At 57.9% G+C, this 20,280-nt stretch carries 18 protein-coding genes and 2 pseudogenes; 13 read left to right on the forward strand and 7 right to left on the reverse strand.

The window, feature by feature from the left end:
• The first annotated feature begins 169 nt into the window (after positions 1-169).
• The 5 genes from FO014_RS21620 (at position 170) to FO014_RS21640 (ending at position 6,035) form a co-directional block, all read left to right on the forward strand.
• Complete coding sequence (locus FO014_RS21620) at positions 170-1,003, forward strand: alpha/beta fold hydrolase (RefSeq protein ID WP_105231216.1); 834 nt, start codon at positions 170-172, stop codon at positions 1,001-1,003.
• A 243-nt stretch (positions 1,004-1,246) separates the two neighbouring features.
• The gene (locus FO014_RS21625) at positions 1,247-2,281 is read left to right on the forward strand and encodes a LacI family DNA-binding transcriptional regulator (RefSeq protein WP_160031018.1); all 1,035 of its coding nucleotides are present in this window, start codon (positions 1,247-1,249) and stop codon (positions 2,279-2,281) included.
• A gap of 200 nt (positions 2,282-2,481) precedes the next feature.
• Entirely contained in the window at positions 2,482-3,903 is a 1,422-nt protein-coding gene (locus FO014_RS21630; RefSeq protein WP_160031019.1) for a sugar porter family MFS transporter, read from the forward strand.
• A 21-nt stretch (positions 3,904-3,924) separates the two neighbouring features.
• Positions 3,925-4,866: a TIM barrel protein gene (locus FO014_RS21635; RefSeq protein ID WP_160031458.1), complete on the forward strand. Its 942-nt coding sequence runs from the start codon at positions 3,925-3,927 to the stop codon at positions 4,864-4,866.
• Positions 4,863-6,035 (forward strand): Gfo/Idh/MocA family protein, encoded by a 1,173-nt coding sequence (locus FO014_RS21640; RefSeq protein WP_160031020.1) that lies wholly within the window; start codon positions 4,863-4,865, stop codon positions 6,033-6,035. Before FO014_RS21635 ends, FO014_RS21640 begins: the two co-directional genes overlap by 4 nt.
• Positions 6,036-6,128: 93 nt before the next feature.
• On the opposite strand, the gene FO014_RS21645 is transcribed toward FO014_RS21640, so the two are convergent.
• The 3 genes from FO014_RS21645 to FO014_RS21655 all read right to left on the reverse strand — a co-directional run bounded on the left by FO014_RS21645 (position 6,129) and on the right by FO014_RS21655 (position 7,836).
• Positions 6,129-6,575, reverse strand: a complete 447-nt coding sequence (locus FO014_RS21645; protein ID WP_246168021.1) for a hypothetical protein — start codon at positions 6,573-6,575, stop codon at positions 6,129-6,131.
• 69 nt (positions 6,576-6,644) lie between these two features.
• On the reverse strand, positions 6,645-6,866 hold the full coding sequence (locus FO014_RS21650) for a hypothetical protein (RefSeq protein ID WP_105231212.1): 222 nt from the start codon (positions 6,864-6,866) through the stop codon (positions 6,645-6,647).
• A gap of 136 nt (positions 6,867-7,002) precedes the next feature.
• The gene (locus FO014_RS21655) at positions 7,003-7,836 is read right to left on the reverse strand and encodes an oxidoreductase (protein WP_160031021.1); all 834 of its coding nucleotides are present in this window, start codon (positions 7,834-7,836) and stop codon (positions 7,003-7,005) included.
• A gap of 161 nt (positions 7,837-7,997) precedes the next feature.
• On the opposite strand from FO014_RS21655, the gene FO014_RS21660 reads away from it, so the two are divergent.
• Positions 7,998-8,939 (forward strand): AraC family transcriptional regulator, encoded by a 942-nt coding sequence (locus FO014_RS21660; RefSeq protein ID WP_160031022.1) that lies wholly within the window; start codon positions 7,998-8,000, stop codon positions 8,937-8,939.
• 24 nt (positions 8,940-8,963) lie between these two features.
• Here FO014_RS21660 and FO014_RS21665 read toward each other — a convergent pair whose 3' ends face one another.
• Positions 8,964-9,308, reverse strand: coding sequence for a GlpM family protein (locus FO014_RS21665; RefSeq protein WP_160031023.1), 345 nt, complete (start codon positions 9,306-9,308; stop codon positions 8,964-8,966).
• A 165-nt stretch (positions 9,309-9,473) separates the two neighbouring features.
• Here FO014_RS21665 and FO014_RS21670 point away from each other — a divergent pair.
• From FO014_RS21670 to FO014_RS21700, 7 genes and pseudogenes are all read left to right on the forward strand, one after another.
• Positions 9,474-9,836 (forward strand): annotated as a pseudogene (locus FO014_RS21670) (STM2901 family protein); the annotation flags it as partial.
• On the forward strand, positions 9,830-10,153 hold the full coding sequence (locus tag FO014_RS21675; protein ID WP_160031025.1) for a DUF1493 family protein: 324 nt from the start codon (positions 9,830-9,832) through the stop codon (positions 10,151-10,153). The pseudogene FO014_RS21670 and the gene FO014_RS21675, both read left to right, overlap by 7 nt.
• Positions 10,154-10,531: 378 nt before the next feature.
• Positions 10,532-10,888, forward strand: coding sequence for a MarR family winged helix-turn-helix transcriptional regulator (locus tag FO014_RS21680; RefSeq protein WP_234008571.1), 357 nt, complete (start codon positions 10,532-10,534; stop codon positions 10,886-10,888).
• A gap of 35 nt (positions 10,889-10,923) precedes the next feature.
• Entirely contained in the window at positions 10,924-11,664 is a 741-nt protein-coding gene (locus FO014_RS21685; RefSeq protein WP_232251550.1) for an NADPH-dependent F420 reductase, read from the forward strand.
• 156 nt (positions 11,665-11,820) lie between these two features.
• Positions 11,821-12,435, forward strand: a complete 615-nt coding sequence (locus FO014_RS21690) for a TetR/AcrR family transcriptional regulator (RefSeq protein WP_105231206.1) — start codon at positions 11,821-11,823, stop codon at positions 12,433-12,435.
• A 74-nt stretch (positions 12,436-12,509) separates the two neighbouring features.
• A complete protein-coding gene (locus tag FO014_RS21695) occupies positions 12,510-13,619 on the forward strand; it encodes an efflux RND transporter periplasmic adaptor subunit (protein ID WP_160031026.1) in 1,110 nt (369 codons plus the stop codon).
• Positions 13,616-16,704: pseudogene (locus FO014_RS21700) on the forward strand (efflux RND transporter permease subunit). Before FO014_RS21695 ends, FO014_RS21700 begins: the two are co-directional and overlap by 4 nt.
• 115 nt (positions 16,705-16,819) lie before the next feature.
• Here FO014_RS21700 and fdhA read toward each other — a convergent pair.
• The 3 genes from fdhA to FO014_RS21715 all read right to left on the reverse strand — a co-directional run bounded on the left by fdhA (position 16,820) and on the right by FO014_RS21715 (position 20,036).
• Complete coding sequence (gene fdhA, locus FO014_RS21705) at positions 16,820-17,950, reverse strand: formaldehyde dehydrogenase, glutathione-independent (protein ID WP_232251682.1); 1,131 nt, start codon at positions 17,948-17,950, stop codon at positions 16,820-16,822.
• 236 nt (positions 17,951-18,186) lie between these two features.
• The gene (locus FO014_RS21710; protein WP_160031460.1) at positions 18,187-19,203 is read right to left on the reverse strand and encodes an NADP-dependent oxidoreductase; all 1,017 of its coding nucleotides are present in this window, start codon (positions 19,201-19,203) and stop codon (positions 18,187-18,189) included.
• A gap of 41 nt (positions 19,204-19,244) precedes the next feature.
• The gene (locus FO014_RS21715) at positions 19,245-20,036 is read right to left on the reverse strand and encodes an SDR family NAD(P)-dependent oxidoreductase (RefSeq protein ID WP_160031027.1); all 792 of its coding nucleotides are present in this window, start codon (positions 20,034-20,036) and stop codon (positions 19,245-19,247) included.
• Between the last annotated feature and the right edge of the window lie 244 nt (positions 20,037-20,280).

The raw sequence follows: 20,280 nt of genomic DNA on the forward strand, positions 1-20,280 counted from the left end.
TGCCCGCCACACGGTATTGATTAAAAATGGCGCATTGATCAATCAAAACGATAGAAAATAGCGTCGTGATGAATGTCCGTACCACCACTATCCTTAAACAGAGCCGCTGCCGGCATAACCGTGCAATCGGCGAAGTGAGTTCACACCATAAACCTGAGGGAGAAATGCAATGGGATTTGTCACAACGAAAGACGGCGTCGAGATTTTCTACAAAGACTGGGGCCCGAAGGATGCACAGGTTATCTTTTTCCACCACGGCTGGCCGTTGAGTTCAGATGACTGGGATGCGCAGATGCTGTTTTTCCTGGCGCACGGCTACCGCGTCGTTGCTCACGATCGCCGTGGGCACGGGCGTTCCAGCCAGGTTTGGGACGGACACGATATGGACCACTATGCCGATGACGTGGCGGCGGTGGTTGATCACCTCGGTATTCAAAAAGCGGTGCACGTCGGCCACTCAACCGGCGGCGGCGAGGTGGCGCACTATATTGCCCGCCACGGTGACAGCCGCGTCGCCAAGGCGGTGCTGATCAGCGCGGTGCCGCCGCTGATGGTGAAAACTGACGCCAATCCCGGCGGCCTGCCCAAATCGGTGTTCGATGATATGCAGGCGCAGCTGGCCGCCAACCGGGCGCAATTTTATCATGACGTGCCGGCGGGGCCGTTCTACGGCTACAACCGTCCCGGCGCGCAGCCTTCCGAAGGCATCATCAGAAACTGGTGGCGTCAGGGCATGATGGGCAGCGCCAAGGCGCACTATGACGGCATTGTCGCCTTTTCACAGACCGACTTCAGCGACGATCTGCGTAGCATCACCATTCCGGTGCTGGTGATGCACGGCGACGACGATCAGATTGTGCCTTATGACAATTCCGGCCCGCTGTCGGCCAAGCTGTTGCCCAACGGCACGCTGAAAACCTATCACGGTTTCCCGCATGGCATGCCGACCACCGAGGCAGAGACGATCAACGCCGATCTGCTGGCATTTATCCAGAACGGTTAATCCGCTTGCCTGAGCCGGGGGAAACCCCGGCTTTTTATATTACCCTGCAGAATCGCGAAGCAATGCCTTTTGCTTACTGAAATCTCCCTACCGCCAGTTCCTACCTCAACGAGGCAATAAACCGCTCGTTGTCGTTCTCCGTGGCCGACCTCGCAATCCCCGGGTAAAGTCATGGCGCCATGGCTGTTTTTCGCGTAACGTCTTCTGATAATTTCTTATCATTTATCTCATGTTGGAAGAGCGATGGCGGCAAAAAAAGTGACGCTGGCGGAGATCGCCAGGCAGGCGCAGGTGGGGATCGCCACGGTTGACCGGGTGTTGAACAACCGGGCGCCGGTGAGGCCGGGTACGGAACGTAAGGTGCTGGAGACCGCCCGGCGGCTGGGCTTTAATCTGGAGCAATCCCATTACCGACTGGTGGCCGGCAAGTCAGCGGTCAGCCTGAAAATGGGTTTTATTCTGCTGCGCGAATCGCACTCTTTTTATCACCTGCTGAGCGAGGCGCTGCAGCAGCATGCGGCACCTTACCATCACTCACAACAGGCGCCGATATTTATCCATCACGATATTAACGCCATTGAACATACCGTGGCGGCCATTGAGCAGCTCAGCGAACAGGTGGATGTCATCGGCCTGGTCGCGTTGGATAACCCGCTGATTCGCCATGCCGTGGAGCAGGCGGTCGCCAGAGGGGTACAGGTTTTCACGCTGTTTTCGGATCTGTCCGCACCAGGGCGGACGGGCTATATCGGCATGGACAACCAAAAAATGGGGCGTACCGCCGCCTGGGCCATTGACCGTATGAGCCGGCCCGACGGCGACATCGGGATTATCATTGGCGATAACCGGTTTATGTGTCAGGAGACCTGTGAGATCAGCTTTCGCTCCTATCTGCGGGAGCAGGGTAAAGGGCGAAGGGTACTGGAGCCGGTGCTGGGCCATGAGCAACAGCAGCAGGCGTTTGCCGTCACGGAACGCCTGCTGCAGCAGTACCCCGCGCTGACGGCTCTCTATGCGCCGTGCGGCGGCGTGGAAGGCATCATCGACGCACTGCGCCAATACGGCAGGCAGCAGGAGGTGATGCTGGTCTGCCATGGCCCGGTTCAGGGCGGCGAACTGGCGCTGATCGACGGCAGCGTGGATGTGATGCTGTCGCAGCGGCTGGACGGGTTGGCGACGGCGGTGATACGCACCTTCGTCAATGCCGCGCTGCAGACGCCGGGCGGCTTTATCAGCGCTCTCCAGCCGTTTGATATCATCACCAAAGAAAACCTCTGATTCCGTAAAAAACCTTCACCTTGTCATCGCTCCACGCTTCATGCGTGGAGTGGCGCTGGTTTGTCGCTATTTTTGATAAAAAACCATCATCTAGACTATCAAAATAAATATGACTCTCGTCAAAAAATGAAAATTTCATCGTTGCTGACAATGAAATTTTCATTCAATACTGAGGGCATTTCCTCGACAGGGTGAACGGCATGAAGGCTTCAGGCACAAAACATAATATCCGCTACGTGATGGCCATTTGCTGTGTGGCGGCGCTGGGCGGGCTGCTGTTTGGCTATGATTCCTCGGTGATTTCCGGCGCGATTGAACCGCTGAGTCGTCATTATCAGCTTACGCCGGCGGAAACCGGCTGGGCGGTGGCTAATGTCATTATCGGCTGCGTGGTCGGCTGTCTGGTCGCGGGGGGCTTGGCCGATCGTTTTGGCAGAAAAACGATCCTGATTCTGACCGCCGTACTGTTTATCATTTCCGTGCTGGGCACCGCACTGGCGCAAAATTTCACGATGTTCGTGCTGTTCCGCATTCTCGGCGGGGTGGGTATCGGCATCGCCTCGGTGGTTTCTCCGGTTTATATTGCCGAAGTAGCGCCGAAGGATTACCGCGGCCGGGCCATGACCATGCATATGATCTGCTGCGTCGGCGGACAGGTATTGGTGTTGCTGAGCAACTATCTGATCGCCAGGGATGCGTCACCGGCGTGGCTGGCCGATAGCGGCTGGCGCTGGATGTTGGGCTCGGCGTTCCTGCCGTGCTTGCTGTTCTTTATCTTCGTCGGGTTTATCCCGGAATCCCCGCGCTGGAACATGATGGCGGGGCGTGAGCCGCAGGCGCTGCAGACGCTGACGCGCATTTCCAACGCCGAACACGCCGCGCGGGTGCTCGGTGAAATTCGGCAATCACTGCAGGGGCAACCTGCGCCTACGGAAAAACTCAACGTTAACCGCCGTAACCTGATCTTTCTGGTGCTCGGCATCGGGTTGGCGGTATTTAATCAGCTGACCGGCATTAACGTGATCCAGTACTTCGGCCCGTCGCTGCTGATGAATGTCACCGGTGATATGCAGCAGGCAATGTTTATGACCATCTGGCTGGCGGTGCTGCAATTTGCCGGTGTGCTGTGCGGCATGCTGTTGATCGACAAAATTGGCCGCAAGCTGCTGTTGCTGGTGGGATCGCTGGGTTCTGCCGTCTGTCTGTTGCTGACTTTTGCCACGTTCTATTACGACGTGAAAGGGTTTGCATCGGTGTTCGGTCTGTTCGGCTTTATGTTCCTGTTCGGCGCCACCTGGGCGCAGGTGGTATGGACGGTGATCGGCGAGATCTTTCCCAACCGTCTGCGCGCCGCCGGCATGGGCGTGTCCATCGGTGCCATGTGGGCCGCCAACTTTCTGGTCAGCCAGTCTTTCCCGATGATGAATATGAACCCGTACCTCCGCGAAACCTTCCACGGGGGCTTCCCGCTGCTGCTGTTCGCTGCTTGCTCACTGCTGTCGTGGTGGTTTGTGAAAGCGCTGTTGCCCGAAACCAAAGGCGTGGCGCTGGAAAAGATGGAGCAATTGGTGCTGGAACGCTTTGAGAAAACGCCGAAGGCAGCCAAAACGCTGGCCCGGTAACCCGTAGATAAGGACCCGATGATGACCATACATATTGCCAATGCGCCGTGCAGCTGGGGCGTAGACGATCCCGATAACCCGCACCTGCCGCCGTGGAGCCAGGTATTGCGTGAGGCCGCCGCCGCCGGTTACGCCAGCATCGAGCTGGGGCCGTGGCGCTATCTGCCCACGCAAGCCGATGAACTGTGCGCCGCGCTGCGGCAACATGGCCTGTCGCTGGTTGCCGGCACCATCTTTGATGACCTGGTCAGCGAAACCAACTTTGCCCGGATTGTCGAACTGACGCACAACATCTGCCGCAACCTGTCGCATGTGCCGAGCGCCCGGAAAATTGCCGGCAGTCGCTACCCGGCGCCGTATCTGGTGATTATCGACTTTGGCAATCCGCAGCGGGCGAAGTTTGCCGGACACTCCCAGCGCGCGCCGCGCCTGAGCGATGCCGACTGGCAACGGATGATAGGCCATATCAATACCATCAGCGATATCGCCTGGCGGCAATATGGCGTGCGTCCGGTGATCCATCCGCACGCCGGCGGCAGCATCGAGTTCGCCGATGAAATCGCCAGGCTGGCCGCGCAGATCCCACACCAGACCGCCGGGCTGTGTCTGGATACCGGCCATCTCTACTATTCCGGCATGGATCCGCTAACCTGGCTGGATAAATACTTCGACCGTATTGATTACCTGCACTTCAAAGACGTCGATGCGGCGGTATTCCGGCGCGTGCTGGCCAGCGGCGTGGACTTTTTTAGCGCCTGTGCCGAAGGCGTGATGTGCCCGCTGGGCCAGGGCGCTATCGACTATCCGGCGCTGCAGGCTTTTCTGCGCGAGCGCGGCTATCAGGGTTGGATCACCATTGAACAGGAGCGTGACCCGCGTAATGCGCAGGGCAGCCTGCGCGACGTTAGCGAAAGTTTGCGTTACTTACAGTCCGTCGGTTTTAAACAGGAGACAGCAGTATGATTAATGGCGTTAAACCACTGGAGAGATCGCTGCGCTGGGGCATGGTGGGCGGCGGCGGCACCAGTCAGATTGGCTATATTCACCGTTCCGCCGCGCTGCGCGACGGCACGTTTACGCTGCTGGCCGGCGCTTTCGATATTGATGCGCAGCGCGGACGCGCATTTGGCGTAAGCCTGGGGGTGCCGGTGGAGCGCTGCTATGCGGATTTTCAGACGATGTTTCAGGCGGAGGCGGCGCGGGAAGACGGCATTGAGGCAGTTTCCATCGCGACCCCCAATAACACGCACTATGCCATTTGCCGTGCGGCGCTGGAGGCCGGTCTGCATGTGGTCTGTGAGAAGCCGCTGTGCTTCAGCAGCCAGGAAGCTGAGGAACTGGCCGCGCTGAGCCGCCGGCAGAATAAAATTATCGGCGTGACCTACGGCTATGCCGGCCATCAGCTGATTTTGCAGGCGCGGCAGATGATTGCCGACGGACAGCTCGGCGAGATCCGCATCGTTAATATGCAATTCTGTCATGGTTTCCACGCCCAGCCGGTTGAGCAGGACAACCCCAGCACCCGCTGGCGCGTTGATCCGCGCTTTGTCGGCCCCAGCTATGTGTTGGGTGATTTGGCGACCCATACTTTATTCCTCGCGGAGACCATGGCGCCGATGCTGAAGATTCAGCGCCTGATGTGTTCGCGCCAGAGTTTTGTCAAAAGCCGAGCGCCGCTGGAAGATAATGCCCATGTCCTGATGGAATTTGATAACGGCGCCATCGGTTCACTGTGGTGTTCGGCGGTCAACAGCGGTTCGATGCACGGGCAGAAAATCCGCATCGTCGGTGAAAAGGCCAGCCTGGAGTGGTGGGATGAACAGCCCAACCAGCTGCGGTTTGAAGTGCAGGGCGAGCCGGTGCGCATTCTGGAGCGCGGCATGGGCTATCTGGACGCGCTGGCGCTGCAGGACGATCGCATCGGCGGCGGCCATGCGGAAGGGCTGTTCGAAGCCTGGTCGAATCTGTATCGCCGCTTTGCCGTCGCCATGGACGCCAGCGATCGTCACGATGAAGCGCTGCTGAAAGACTTCTGGTATCCCGATGTGAACGCCGGCGTAATGGGGGTGCGCTGGGTGGAAAACTGCGTCCGCTCGGCAGACAACGGCGCCAGCTGGGTGGCGTTTAGTTAGTCGGACAAACGCAGCCGGCGAGGTGGCGCTGCGCGAAACGGCCAGAGCGGCGATAGGGAAATTACCGTTCTGGTGCTGAGTAACGGATACTGCCTACTTAATCACAATGCCCTTAAAGAAACATTGCGTTAATGTCCCCGGTACGTGCAGGCCATGTGTCCATTGGGTTACCGTGCGTTTTTCTTTTGCTTCCACCATCCCGCCCCAGACATCAATAAATTTATTGTCGTTAAAGAAAAACACGCCGGGATCGGAGATCTCCGTGGATGCAAAAACGGCCAGCCATTTATCTTCGGCCAGCACCTCGGTGATGTCGATGGTTGCCAACTTTACTTTTTCGGTTAACGCGCTTTGGACCAATTCCTGATAAACATGCCTGTTGTCTGCATTAATCGTGGTTTTCAGCGGTGCGCAACCGTCAGCGGCGCTGGCCAGGTCGGTAAATAAGAAGAGCGGGAGGGTAAACGCCAGTGCTGTTGTTCTCATTTGCGGGTCTCGCGTTGTTTGGTGGCCTGGAGTATAAAAAATGGAGTCAGGCATAGCGAAAAACACCTCCGCCACCTGCTGAAAACGCGCTGCCCACAGGGTTGGCTGGCAGCGCCTGAAGGGCTATTTTTTCTTTCTCGCCTCCCGGTCCAAGGCGCGCTGTTCATCGGCATCTTCGAGTTCATCCTGCCGCATCAGGCAATTGGCGTACGCCTCGGTTCCCCGGGTAAAACCATAGCCGTCACAGACTTTTTGGTGATTTTCCAGCGTGATCGCATCAAGTTCGTCACTGAGCCCGCATCCGGATAAAAGTACTACTGCCGCCGTAAACAATACCGTTCGCATGTGATTCCCCGCGTTTAAAAGACAACCTGCCCTTGAGACGTTTGCGTTTAATCATAGGTAAGGCTTTACCGTTGCGCCAACCCTGGTCGCGATTGCGCATACGGGCGAGCGCTGCGCGGGGAATCAGAGCGCCGTGTCAACCGTCAGTCGAGCAACTGGCCGCTTCCCAGGTATCGATCTCGGTGATCATCCGCCGCAGCTTGTCCCTGACCAGCGTCACGGCATCACTCCCCAACAGCAGCGACGTCGGGGGCGCGGGGCTGTCAAGTAACTGCAGAATGGCACTGGCCGCTTTAACCGGGTCGCCGGGCTGATGGCCGCTGCGCTTCATGCGCGTCTCACGGATGGGATCGAAGCTGCGGTCGTAATCGCTGATGCTGCGTGCCGCACGCACCATGGAACGCCCGGCCCAATCGGTGCGGAAAGATCCCGGTTGAACGGCCGTCACGGCAATATTAAATGGCTTCAGCTCCTGCGTTAACGTTTCTGAAATGCCCTGCAGAGCGAACTTGCTGCCGCAGTAGTAACTGATGCCGGGCATGGTGATAAATCCGCCCATTGAGGTGATGTTAAGAATATGGCCCGCACGTCGTGCGCGGAAATAGGGCAGAAACGCTTTAATCAGCGCGACGGCGCCAAAGACGTTGACGTTAAACTGCTTGATCATATCATCCATGGGTGACTCTTCCATCACGCCTTCATGGCCGTAACCGGCGTTATTGACCAGCACATCGACGGCGCCAATGTCCTGCTCTACGGCGTCAACCAGCGGCGGAATGGCGCTGAAGTCCGTAACGTCCAGGATCCTGCCGAAACACCGGCCGGGCGACAGCGCCTCGAACGCTTCTTTAGCCTGTTCATTTCTTAACGTGCCGACGACCCGGTGCCCGGCCTGCAGCGCCTGTTCCGCCAGCGCGCGGCCAAACCCGCTGCTGACGCCGGTGATAAACAATAACTTTGCTGATGTCATCAGGTATTCCCTCCGTTATGTGGAGCCGCCAGCATACGGCGGGGGAAGCGTTGCGCGTAGCCCGGATCCTCTCGGTGTTTTGCCTATTCCTATGAGCGGGCTGGACGTGTCAGAACCGCAGTGGCACACTGGAAATCCCTCCCACGGTTAGCACAGGCGCTATGACACACACATCCCGACAGATCCGCCGCCAGATGGTTACGCTGCTGGATCGTCTGACGCCGCATGAAGGCTATAATCTCACCGCGTTGCCCGATGTCCGTTTTTTACGTTCCAACCGGCCGCTGCTGCGCACGCCGGTGCTGTATGAGCCGGGGATCGTGATTGTGGTGCAGGGAAGCAAGCGCGGTTTTCTGGGAAATGATGTCTATTTGTATGATGCGCAGCATTACCTGATGGTCTCGGTGCCGGTGCCGTTCACCATGGAAACGGACGCCAGCGCGGCGGAACCGATGCTGGCGATTTACATCCGGCTGGATTTTAACTTGGCCGCCGACCTGATGCTGGCGCTGGATGGCCGCGGTGTTGCCGATACCGACGCCCCGCGCAGTATGATGTCGAGCCGCATGGATGCGCCGCTCAGCCGTTCCGTACTGCGTTTTCTGCAGATTATGGCGTCGCCGCTGGATGCGGAGATGTTAGGGCCGTCGATGCTGCGGGAACTTTACTACCGGGTGCTGAGCGGCGAACAGGGGCCGGTGATGAGAAGCGCGCTCACGATGCAGGGCCAGTTTGGCAAGGTGGCGAAAGCCTTGCGCAAGCTGCACGCCGAGTACGCTTCACATCTGGATGTGACGGCGCTGGCGCAGGAAGCCGGCATGAGCGTGCCGACCTTCCACAGCCATTTCAAAACTGTGACCAATACTTCGCCGATACAATACCTGAAATCGACGCGGCTGCATCAGGCTCGCCTGCTGATGCTGCGCAATAACTTTACGGTGTCGGCCGCCGGCGTCCGGGTGGGTTATGAGAGCGTTTCGCAGTTCAGCCGTGAATTCAAGCGCCTGTTCGGGCTGACGCCGCTGCAAGAGGTTGAGCGAATGAAACGCACCTTCGCCATACCCGCGTCGATGACGCCTTCAGCGTTTGTCTCTTCGCATTGAGCGGGGGAATGGCGCATGGCCGTATTATCCCTGGCCGTGCCAGCGGTTCCAGGCCAGAATCAGCAGCCAGGCGGCGACCAGCCAGCACACCACCGCGGCAGTCAGCGCCGTCGGCAGTCTGACATAGCCCAGCAGCACATAGAGCGAAACCAGGTAGGCCATGTAGGGGAACACCGCCCACATGCCAAACAGGATGGTGGTGCGTAAATCTTCCAGAGAACGCTCAGTGCCGACAATATAGTGGGCGATCAGGGCGAAGGTAGGAAAAAGGGGAACCAGACCGGCAATATAGTAGTTGCGTGATTTGGATAATACGCCGATCAGAATGACCACCAGCGCACCGATTAACGCCTTGATTCCCAGCCCCATATCGTACCCTTGTAAGCTTTAAGCCACTGATTTGGCTATGTTGGCACGTCTGTTGTTTTTTTGCACGTGCAAAGTGGGGCGGGTTTGGCGATGTAGCGAAACAACACATTGAAAACCCCGTCATCATTGGTTATGTTGCGAGCATGCTGAGTTGAGGGAATAGGTATGGATACCGTTGAAGAGCAGTTAGGCGTTCAAGATGTTTTAGGCGTTGCGGCTTTAATTCTGGGTGATAATTCGATACCCGTCCCCGGTAAACCAAGCACCGCGACACCGGGCACGTCACACGCATCGTTATTCTTCCGTAAGCACCTAAACGTGCGCTTCAAACGCGCAATTTTGCCGACGGTAACAAAGGGATCAGTCCTAAAGTTCAAGGTCAGAATGGTTAACAACCTCGGGGTGTTTGTTGGCCGTGCCGTGCCTGTTCTTGGCTGGGTGATTTTGGCCAATGACATCGCCCAAATCACGGTAAAAGCTACCACGCGCTACAACAAAATTGCCCGTGGAGAGGATAAGTTATGGTAAGTGATGAGGAGGTGCTGGCGTTCTTTCGGGAGGAACTATCGGTTCTTGCGACGTTCACGTTTAAGACTATCCCGTTAGAACTGGATGACCCGCTGCAGGAATACGCCGAGGACGATGAGGTGAAATTTGCCATCGGAAAATACGATGAAGTGTTTGGTGTGGATGTCTCGGCGCTAGAGTGGGACAAATACTATCCGTGGCGGCATGAATGGTTCTTCAGGAAATGGTTCACCAATAAACCGTTGGTGCAAAACAAAGCGCCACTGACCGTACGCATGTTTGCAGAATCCGCCAGGGCAGGCCGATGGTTGTACTGACAATGTCATCACTTGAGCAAACCGTTTCTGTCCATTGTTGTTAACAAGGATTGGTAAATTCTTATCAAACTGTCTATTCAGGATCCTCTTTAATCCGGTTTAAATGGACGTTTAACGCCTATTTACGGTCTTCCATTTCCAGTCTGCTGGATGACTACCACCGGTAACGGTCTTTAACGTCAGCGCCCGTTTATCGCAGCAGCGCACGATCATCCATTGATATTATTTGCTGATGGCGGGAGAATTCGCTTACTTTATCTAGTGCACTAGAATATCAACCAACAGATTTTGGCGATGACGATGAATAAAAGAGAGCCGCGGGGGATTGGCACAGAGCTTTCTTTCGCGTTGTACGGCGCGGCAAACCGGATGCACCGGATGCACAAACCTTTTCTCGACCCGCTGGGGCTGACTTTCCCGCAGTATCTGGTGATGCTGGAACTGTTCAGCGGGACGCCGCGTTCTGTCGGGGAACTGGGTAACAGTCTGGGGATGGATACCGGGACGATAACGCCTTTACTAAAGCGGCTGGAGGCTTCGGGCAGGGTATTGCGCCGGCGCGATCCGAGCGATGAACGCCGGGTGCTGATCACGCTGACCGCCGGTGGCGAAGCGCTGCGTGAGGAACTCTGGTCCGTCACCGACAAAATCCGCTCGGCGTGCCAGCTGACGGAGGAAGGATTGGTTCAGCTGCGCGATACGCTCAACGACTTTGCGCATCCGGCAGCGGAATAAGTCATAAACGATTCAGGATACTGAGGAGACCTACAATGAATATCAGCATTATTGGCGCAGGCAGCATCGGCGCGACACTGGCGAGTAAACTTTCTGCCTGCGGCCATCACGTGAAGCTGGCAAACTCCAGGGGGCCGGCGACGATCGTTGATATCGCCCGCCAGGCCAACGCCGTGGCGGTGAGCCGGGAAGAGGCCGTCAGTGACGCCGAGGTGATTATCCTGGCCATCCCGTTTGCTAACCACACCGACGTCGCGACCTGGCTGAGTAACGCGCCAGCCGGCGTGACGATTATTGATACCTCAAATTATTATCCGTTCCGCGATGGCGCTATCGCCGAGATTGAGCAGGGCAAGCCGGAGGGCGTTTGGGCCAGCGAGCAGCTCGGACGGCCTCTGATCAAAGCGTGGAATGCGGTGCTTGCCGCCACGCTGGCGGATAAAGGCTTGCCGGACGGCGCCGCTGAACGCATCGCGATTCCCGTGGCCGGAGATGATGAAAACGCCAAATCCATTGCCATGGCATTGGTCAGTGACACGGGATTCGAGCCTGTCGATGCGGGCCAACTGGCAGAATCCTGGCGTCAGCAACCCGGCACGCCTGCCTATTGTACGGAATTGTCTCCTGCCGAGCTAAAGGCGGCTCTGCAGCATGCGGATAAAGCCCGCGCAGCGAAAAACAGGGATGTGCTGCTGGATGAGTTTATGTCTGCGGGCGAAACGCTGACCCACGATCGCATCGTGGCCCGCAACCGGGCGGTAACCGCTCCACGGTAGAGGGGCGTTTGGCGACGGACAATTCCCCCTGCCGGTCACAACGTAACAGCACGCCACAGGAATAATAGGGAAGCCCTGGGTCGAACACATTCGTGTAACCTTATCGCAAACTGGTCACTTGTTGTCGCTCAGGGCGCATTACGCTAAGCTGGATAAATGACTAAACATATCAATACAACCCCTGCGCGGGGCCCCGCGGACCACAGCGTCCGCGATCAGGTCGTGGACGCCGCCACCGAGCATTTCGGGCACTTTGGCTACGAAAAAACCACCGTGTCCGATCTCGCCAAAGCGATCGGTTTCTCCAAGGCGTATATCTATAAGTTTTTCGATTCCAAGCAGGCGATCGGCGAGGTGATCTGCAGTAACCGGCTGGCGATGATCATGGAGATTGTCCATGCGGCCATCGCCGATGCGCCGACGGCCGCCGAGAAGCTGAGACGCCTATTCAAAGCCCTGACGGAAGCCGGCAGCGACCTGTTTTTTCACGATCGCAAGCTTTATGACATCGCTGCGGTCGCTGCCCGTGACAGCTGGCCTTCAGCCGCGGCGCATGAGGAGCGTCTGCGGCAACTGATCGAGCAAATCATCCTTGAGGGCCGGCAGAACGGCGAGTTCGAGCGAAAAACGCCGTTGGATGAGGCGGCGCATGCGATATACCTGGTCATGCGGCCTTACATCAACCCGGTTCAGCTGCAGTACAACCTGGAAACGGCCTCATCGGCTGCCGTATTGTTGTCATCATTGATACTGAGAAGCCTGTCGCCTTGATTGGTGACTATTGACAATATTGGTCACTAGTCTGAGAATGCGGTTACTGTCCTGTTACCTCAATAAGGGAACCCATGCTCAGGCTCAAACCTGTCTCTATTGCCATTTGTTCGTTGTCCTTTGCCCTGGCGGCATGCGGCGACACGTCGGGGAGCGATGATCCGCGCAATCAGCCCCCTCTGGTAAGAACGGCGGCGGTGGCCGCTGCCGTCGATGCTTCCCGCGCGTTCACCGGCGTTGTCGTTGCCCGGACTCAAAGCGATCTTGGCTTCCGGGTGTCAGGTAAAATCCTTGAGCGTCTTGTTGATACCGGCCAGAGCGTTGAGCGCGGGCAACCGTTGATGCGTCTCGATCCTGCCGATCTGAACCTACAGGCCAAGGCTCAGCAACAGGCGGTTGCTGCCGTACGGGCGCGCGCCAGACAGACGGCGGGTGATGAGGCGCGCTATCGCGGTTTGGTTGCTACCGGCGCCGTATCCGCCTCCGCCTACGCCCAAATAAAAGCCGCCGCGGACACGGCCCGGGCAGAGCTCAGCGCCGCCCAGGCGCAGGCTGACGTAGCGAAAAATGCGTCGGCATATACCGTATTGCTGGCCGATGCCGACGGCGTGGTCATGGATACGCTGGCTGAACCGGGGCAGGTTGTCAGTGCCGGGCAGCCGGTGGTCAGGCTCGCCAGAGCAGGGCAACGTGAGGCCAGCGTGCAGTTGCCCGAGACGCTGCGGCCGGCTATCGGCAGCGAGGCGCGGGCCTCACTATACGGAAACCATACTCAGGCAGTGGCGGCGAAACTGCGCCTGCTGTCCAATGCGGCCGACCCGGTGACCCGCACCTTCGAGGCGAGGTATGTGCTGGAAGGTGCGCTGGCGGGTGCGCCGCTGGGTTCAACCGTTACGCTGCAAATAGCGAAAGATAAAATAGCCCGCGATGTTATGCAGGTGCCTTTGGCCGCCCTCTACGATCCGGGTAAAGGTCCGGGGGTCTGGAGTATTTCAGGCAAGCCTGCCAGGGTGACGTGGCGGGCGGTTCAGGTGCTGAGTCTGGGGGACGATGCGGCAAGCGTGAGCGGTAACCTCAAACCCGGCGATCGGGTGGTTGCTCTGGGCGCGCATCTGCTGCATGACGGCGAGACCGTCAGAATGGCTGAACAGGGCGATGCCCGCGTAGCCGGGAGCAAACCATGAGTGACGGGCGTTTTAATCTTTCGGCGCTTGCCGTTCGCGAGCGTTCCATCACCTTATTCCTGATTATTCTGATTACCGTGGCCGGGATCCTCGCGTTCTTTGGGCTGGGGCGTGCGGAGGATCCGCCGTTTACAGTCAAACAGATGACGATTATCTCCGCCTGGCCGGGAGCGACGGCGCAGGAAATGCAGGACCAGGTTGCCGAACCGCTGGAAAAGCGTCTGCAGGAGCTGAAGTGGTATGACCGCAGCGAAACCTACACCCGCCCCGGTATGGCCTTCACCATGCTGTCGCTGCAGGACAGCACGCCGCCTTCGCAGGTGCAGGAAGAGTTTTATCAGGCGCGCAAGAAAATTAATGATGAGGCAAAAAACCTGCCGGCCGGCGTCATCGGGCCGATGGTCAACGATGAATTTGCCGATGTCACCTTTGCGCTCTTCGCGCTGAAGGCGAAGGGGGGCCGCAGCGTTTGCTGGTGCGTGATGCTGAATCACTGCGCCAGCGGCTGTTGCACGTTCCGGGGGTTAAGAAGGTCAATATTATCGGCGAGCAGTCGGAGCGCATCTTTGTTTCCTTCTCCCATGACCGGTTGGCGACGCTGGGTATTTCTCCTCAGGATATTTTCTCGGCGCTGAACAGTCAGAACGTCCTGACGCCGGCAGGGTCGATTGATGCGCGCGGGCCGCAGGTCTTTATCCGTCTGGACGGCGCCTTCAACAAGCTGGATGCGATCCGCGCGACGCCCATCGTCGTACAGGGCAGAACCCTGCAGCTTTCAGACGTCGCAACCGTGGAACGGGGTTATGAAGATCCGGCGACTTTCCTGGTGCGCAATCAGGGGGAACCGGCGCTGCTGCTCGGCATCGTGATGCGCGAAGGCTGGAACGGACTGGAGCTGGGGAAGGCTCTGGATGCGGAAACGGCCAACATCAATGCGGATATGCCGCTGGGCATGGCGTTGACCAAGGTCACCGATCAGTCCGTCAACATTAGCTCAGCCGTCGATGAGTTCATGATCAAATTCTTTGTCGCACTGCTGGTGGTGATGGTGGTCTGCTTTATCAGTATGGGGTGGCGCGTGGGGGTTGTCGTCGCCGCGGCGGTACCGCTGACGTTGGCGATCGTCTTTGTGGTGATGGAGGCGTCCGGCAAAAACTTCGACCGTATCACGCTGGGCTCACTGATTCTGGCGCTGGGCCTGCTGGTCGATGACGCCATCATCGCCATCGAAATGATGGTGGTGAAAATGGAAGAGGGCTATGACCGCATCAAAGCCTCCGCCTATGCCTGGAGCCATACGGCGGCTCCGATGCTGGCGGGTACGCTGGTAACGGCCGTTGGCTTTATGCCCAACGGCTTTGCGCAGTCCACCGCCGGCGAGTATACCAGCAACATGTTCTGGATTGTGGGCATCGCCCTGATTGCATCCTGGGTGGTGGCGGTCGTATTTACGCCTTATCTGGGCGTGAAAATGCTGCCGAAAATCAAAACGGTGGCAGGGGGCCACGCGGCGATTTACGACACGCGTCATTACAACCGTTTTCGCCGGCTGCTGACCTGCGTCATCGCGCGCAAATGGCTGGTGGCAGGCGCCGTGCTTGGCATATTTACCGCGGCCATTCTCGGCATGGGGCTGGTTAAAAAACAATTTTTCCCCACCTCCGATCGCCCGGAAGTGTTGGTAGAGGTACAAATGCCTTATGGCACCTCAATAGCACAGACCCATGCCGCAACGGCGAAAATTGAAGACTGGTTGCATCAGCAGAAAGAAGCAAAAATTGTCACCGCTTACATTGGGCAGGGGTCGCCGCGTTTCTATCTGGCCATGGCGCCAGAATTGCCCGATCCATCATTTGCCAAAATTGTGGTGCTGACGGACAGCCAGGAAGCGCGTGAAGCGCTCAAGTTCCGGCTGCGTGAAGCGGCGGCCAACGGGCTGGCGTCTGAAGCCCGCGTGCGTGTGACGCAGCTGGTGTTTGGCCCGTATTCCCCGTATCCGGTGGCCTACCGCGTTATGGGGCCGGATCCCGCCAGGCTGCGCGAGATCGCAAAGCAGGTGAAAACCGTCATGCAGGCCAGCCCGATGATGAGGACCGTCAATACCGACTGGGGGCCGCGGGTGCCGACGCTGCATTTTACGCTCGTTCAGGACCGACTGCAGGCGGTCGGGCTGACATCAAATGCCGTTGCCCAGCAGCTTCAGTTTCTGCTTTCCGGCGTGCCGATCACCGAAGTGCGCGAAGACATTCGTTCCGTGCAGGTCATGGGGCGCGCGGCGGGGGATATCAGGCTCGATCCGGCCAAAATAGCCGGTTTTACCCTGGTGGGGTCTGCCGGCCAGCGGGTACCGCTGTCGCAGATTGGCGAGGTTGACGTGCGAATGGAAGATCCCGTACTGCGGCGCCGGGACCGTACTCCGACGATTACCGTGCGCGGGGATATTGCTGAAAACCTGCAGCCGCCGGATGTGTCTGCGGCGATAACCAAAGAGTTGCAGCCGATTGTGGATAAACTGCCGGCCGGATACCGCATTGAGCAGGCAGGGGCAATTGAAGAGTCCGGCAAAGCCACCAAAGCGATGGCGCCGCTGTTTCCGATCATGATTGCCATCACGCTGTTGATTATTATCCTGCAGGTACGCTCAATGTCGGCGATGGTGATGGTATTTCTTACCGCGCCGCTTGGGCTGATTGGGGTGGTGCCGACGCTGCTGCTGTTTAACCAGCCTTTCGGCATTAATGCACTGGTTGGCCTGATTGCGCTGTCGGGCATTTTGATGCGCAACACGTTGATTTTGATTGGCCAGATCCACCATAACGAACAGGAAGGGCTTGCGCCGTTCCATGCGGTGGTGGAGGCTACCATCCAGAGAGCCAGACCGGTGTTGCTGACCGCCCTGGCGGCAATTCTGGCGTTTATCCCACTGACGCACTCGGTGTTCTGGGGGACGCTGGCTTATACCCTCATCGGCGGCACGTTCGGCGGCACCATCATCACGCTGGTGTTCCTGCCGGCGATGTATGCCATCTGGTTCAAAATCCGCCCGGAGGGCGCAAAACAGGCAGGAACCCCGATAACGGATTAGCAGGATGTGAACGTGGCGGGGTATGCCCGCCCGTTCACGGGGTGAAGGCGGGATAATCTGACAGATAGCAGCAGACCCGCCGCTAACTGTCAGAACAAACGTGAACGTATCGTGATTAAGCGAGGATGCCGTGGGGATCCAGAACGTATTTCGCCGCCACGCCGGCATCAAAGCTGGCATAGCCCTCGGCGGCGCTTTCCAGCGGGATCACCTTGGCATTCACAATCTTGGCGATCGGAAGGCGGTCATGCAGAATCGCATTCATCAGCTGCCGGTTATAGCGTAGAACCGGCGTCTGCCCGGTATGGAAGGTTTGCGCCTTGGACCAGCCGAGACCAAACTTCAGGCTTAACGAGCCTTCGCGCGCCGCCTGCTCATGGGCGCCCGGGTCATCCGTTACATACAGCCCCGGAATACCGATATTGCCGGCCACGCGGGTAATGTCCATCATGCTGTTCAACACTACCGCCGGCTGTTCTTTACCGGAGTGGCCCTTGGCTTCAAAGCCCACCGCATCAATGGCCGAATCGACCTCCGGCACGCCGACCACTTCGGCTATCATCTCGCCAAGCCGATCGTGTTTGCCTAAATCGATTGGCACAAAGCCCATTCTTTCGGCGTGCGCCAGGCGTTCTTTATTGAAATCGCCGACCATCACCACCGCTGAACCCAGGATCTGCGCGGAGGCCGCAGCAGCCAGACCCACCGGGCCGGCGCCGGCGACATAGGTGACAGAACCGACGCCCACGCCGGCGGTGATCGCCCCGTGAAAGCCGGTCGGCAGGATATCTGACAGCATGGTCAGATCCAGAATTTTTGCCAGCGCCTGATCGCGGTCGGGGAATTTCAGCAGGTTGAAATCGGCATACGGCACCATGACGTATTTGGCCTGTCCGCCGACCCAGCCGCCCATATCCACATAGCCAAAGGCGCCGCCCGCGCGCGCCGGGTTAACGGTCAGGCACACGCCGGTATCAAGCTCGCGGCAGCAGCGGCAGCGGCCGCACGCCACATTGAAGGGGACGGAGACAATATCGCCGACGTTAAGCATTTCAACATCGGAACCTTTCTCAATGATTTCCCCGGTGATTTCATGCCCCAGAACCATGCCGGCCGGCGCGGTGGTGCGGCCGCGGACCATATGCTGGTCCGAACCGCAAATGTTGGTCGACAGAACTTTGAGAATTACCGCGTGGTCGATTTTCTTGCCTGACGGGCTGACGAACTTTGGTTCATCAATATCCATCACCTCAACGTTTCCCGGCCCCTGGTATACAACGCCTCTGTTTGATGAGTGTCCCATAGTTGCTCCATATCATGCTGTAAGATGTCTATCTCTGAAGCAGAGTGAGCACTAAGTACCGCGATAGCGCACTGGTTCTGCACGCCCAGTCTAGGTGAATGCCGTTCTCGCCACTGATCTGATAGCGACATAGGGAATTCTTATAACCTGCCTGATCGCGACATGCGGGGCGTTTATTGTCAGGATGCGGACGGCGACTCTGTCAGTTGCACGACAACTTTCCCTTTTGCATGGCCTGCGGCGAGATAAGACAGCGCGTTGATGCTGTCAGCAAATGAAAAAGTCTTATCGATTACCGGCTTCAGTTTTCCGGCATCAATCAGTGCGGCAATCTCTGATAGCTGGTCGCCGTTTGGCGAAACAAACAGGAAAGAGTAGCGGATCTGGCGGCGGGCGGCGCGGCTGATGATTTTCCGGCTTAACAGCCAGAACACCGCTTTCATCACGCTATTCATTCCCCGCTGACGGGCGAACGGAAGATCCGGCGGACCGACGAGAGAAACAACCTCGCCATGGGGTTTCAGGATCTCAAGCGTTTTTTCAAGACCGTCACCCCGGACGGTCGCCAGCGCCAGATCGTAATTGCTCAGGATTTTATCAAAGTCGGTTTTCTTGTAATCGATCGCCTCATCGGCCCCCAGAGCGCTGACCAATTCCATGTTGGCCGCACTGGTCGTGGTGCCGACGCTGGCGCCAAGATGTTTTGCCAGCTGAATGGCGAATGTCCCAACCCCGCCGGAACCGGCAGGGATAAAGACGCGCTGGCCGGCGCTTAACTTCGCCCGCGAAAAGGCCTGCCAGCAGGTCAGGGCAACCATCGGGAGGGACGCCGCCTCGATAAAATCAAGGCTGGCCGGCTTCAGGGCGGCGGCACGTTCAGGCACCGCGGCATATTCCGCCAGCGCCCCTTGGTCCATATCAAACAGGCTGGCGAATACCGCGTCGCCCGGCTTGAAGCGGGTGACGTTGTTACCGACTTCCTCAATCACTCCGGCCAGATCGCTGCCCATAACCGCGGGCAGCGTCAGCTTGAGAATGGGTTTAAAACTCCCTGTCGGGATCATACAGTCGATCGCATTCAGCCCTGCGGCATAAACCCTGACCAGCAACTCATCATCGTTGATCGCCGGTCGGGGGATATTTTCAAACTGTAACTGGGCTGATTTACCATAACTTTTCAGCTGTAGTGCTTTCATCATGTATGTCCGTCGCTCTTTAAAGGAGATAGATTGCCGGGTTACTCGGTATCACGGGTATAACGTGGCGCCGGCTGCGCCTGCTGGAAGTTTGGCAGCATCGCCTGACGCGCCTGGTCAAACTCCGTCCATAACCGTTCGTCGTGCAGTGGGGGAATGGTCAGCGGTTCGCGGCGGTCAAAACCGGCAAGGGCCGCATCCACCAGATCGCTAGCTTCCATCACGCCGCTCATCGTCGTAATGTCCGCCCCCGAACGCTGCCATATTTCGGTACGCGTCACGGCGGGCAGCACGGCCTGAACATATACCCCCTGCGGCGCAAGTTCGAGGCTCAATCCCTGGGAGAGGAACTGCACAAACGCTTTGGTGGCGCCGTAAGCCGTCAGGCCGAGTTCAGGAGCCAGCCCAACGACGGAACCGATATTGATGATGGCGCCGTTGCCGGCCGCAGCCAGACGTGGCGCCACAGCGTGCGCCAGGCGGACAACCGCAGACAGATTTACGGCTATCATCCGATCGATATCGGCAGCGGTTTGCGACGTAAAGCTGCCTGACAGACCCATCCCGGCGTTATTCACCAGCACGGTGATGTCCTCATCGTCACGCAGACGCTGCGCCACGTTTTCGACCTCTGAAGGCTGGCTGAGGTCAGCCGGCAGGATGTCGATGCTCACGTTATATTGCTCGCGCAGCCGTTCAGCCAGCGCCGCCATACGCGTGGTATCGCGGGCAACCAGGATAAGGTTGTGTCCACGGCGGGCAAAACGATCTGCATAAACAGCGCCGATTCCCGTTGAAGCGCCGGTGATTAATACCGAGGTGGTGTCTTTCATCGTAATCTCTCTTAGGTTGTGGTTGTGGCAAAAACGCATGCTTTTTTAAATGATGCTCGACATGTATAATAAATGTCAACCGTCATTTAAAATGAAAGGCGATCGATACCCAGCGTTCAGGCGTTTGTGAGTGGGGGGCTGGGTAGGGATTCAATGGCTGGTGGTATGTACGGTGAATCCACACTAGCCACACAGGGCGGCTGAAATGAGAAGCAATGGGCTTATATCCACCAGATTGCTGCTC

Origin of the sequence: Serratia rhizosphaerae (assembly GCF_009817885.1) — a bacterium.
Lineage (GTDB): Bacteria > Pseudomonadota > Gammaproteobacteria > Enterobacterales > Enterobacteriaceae > Serratia_B > Serratia_B rhizosphaerae.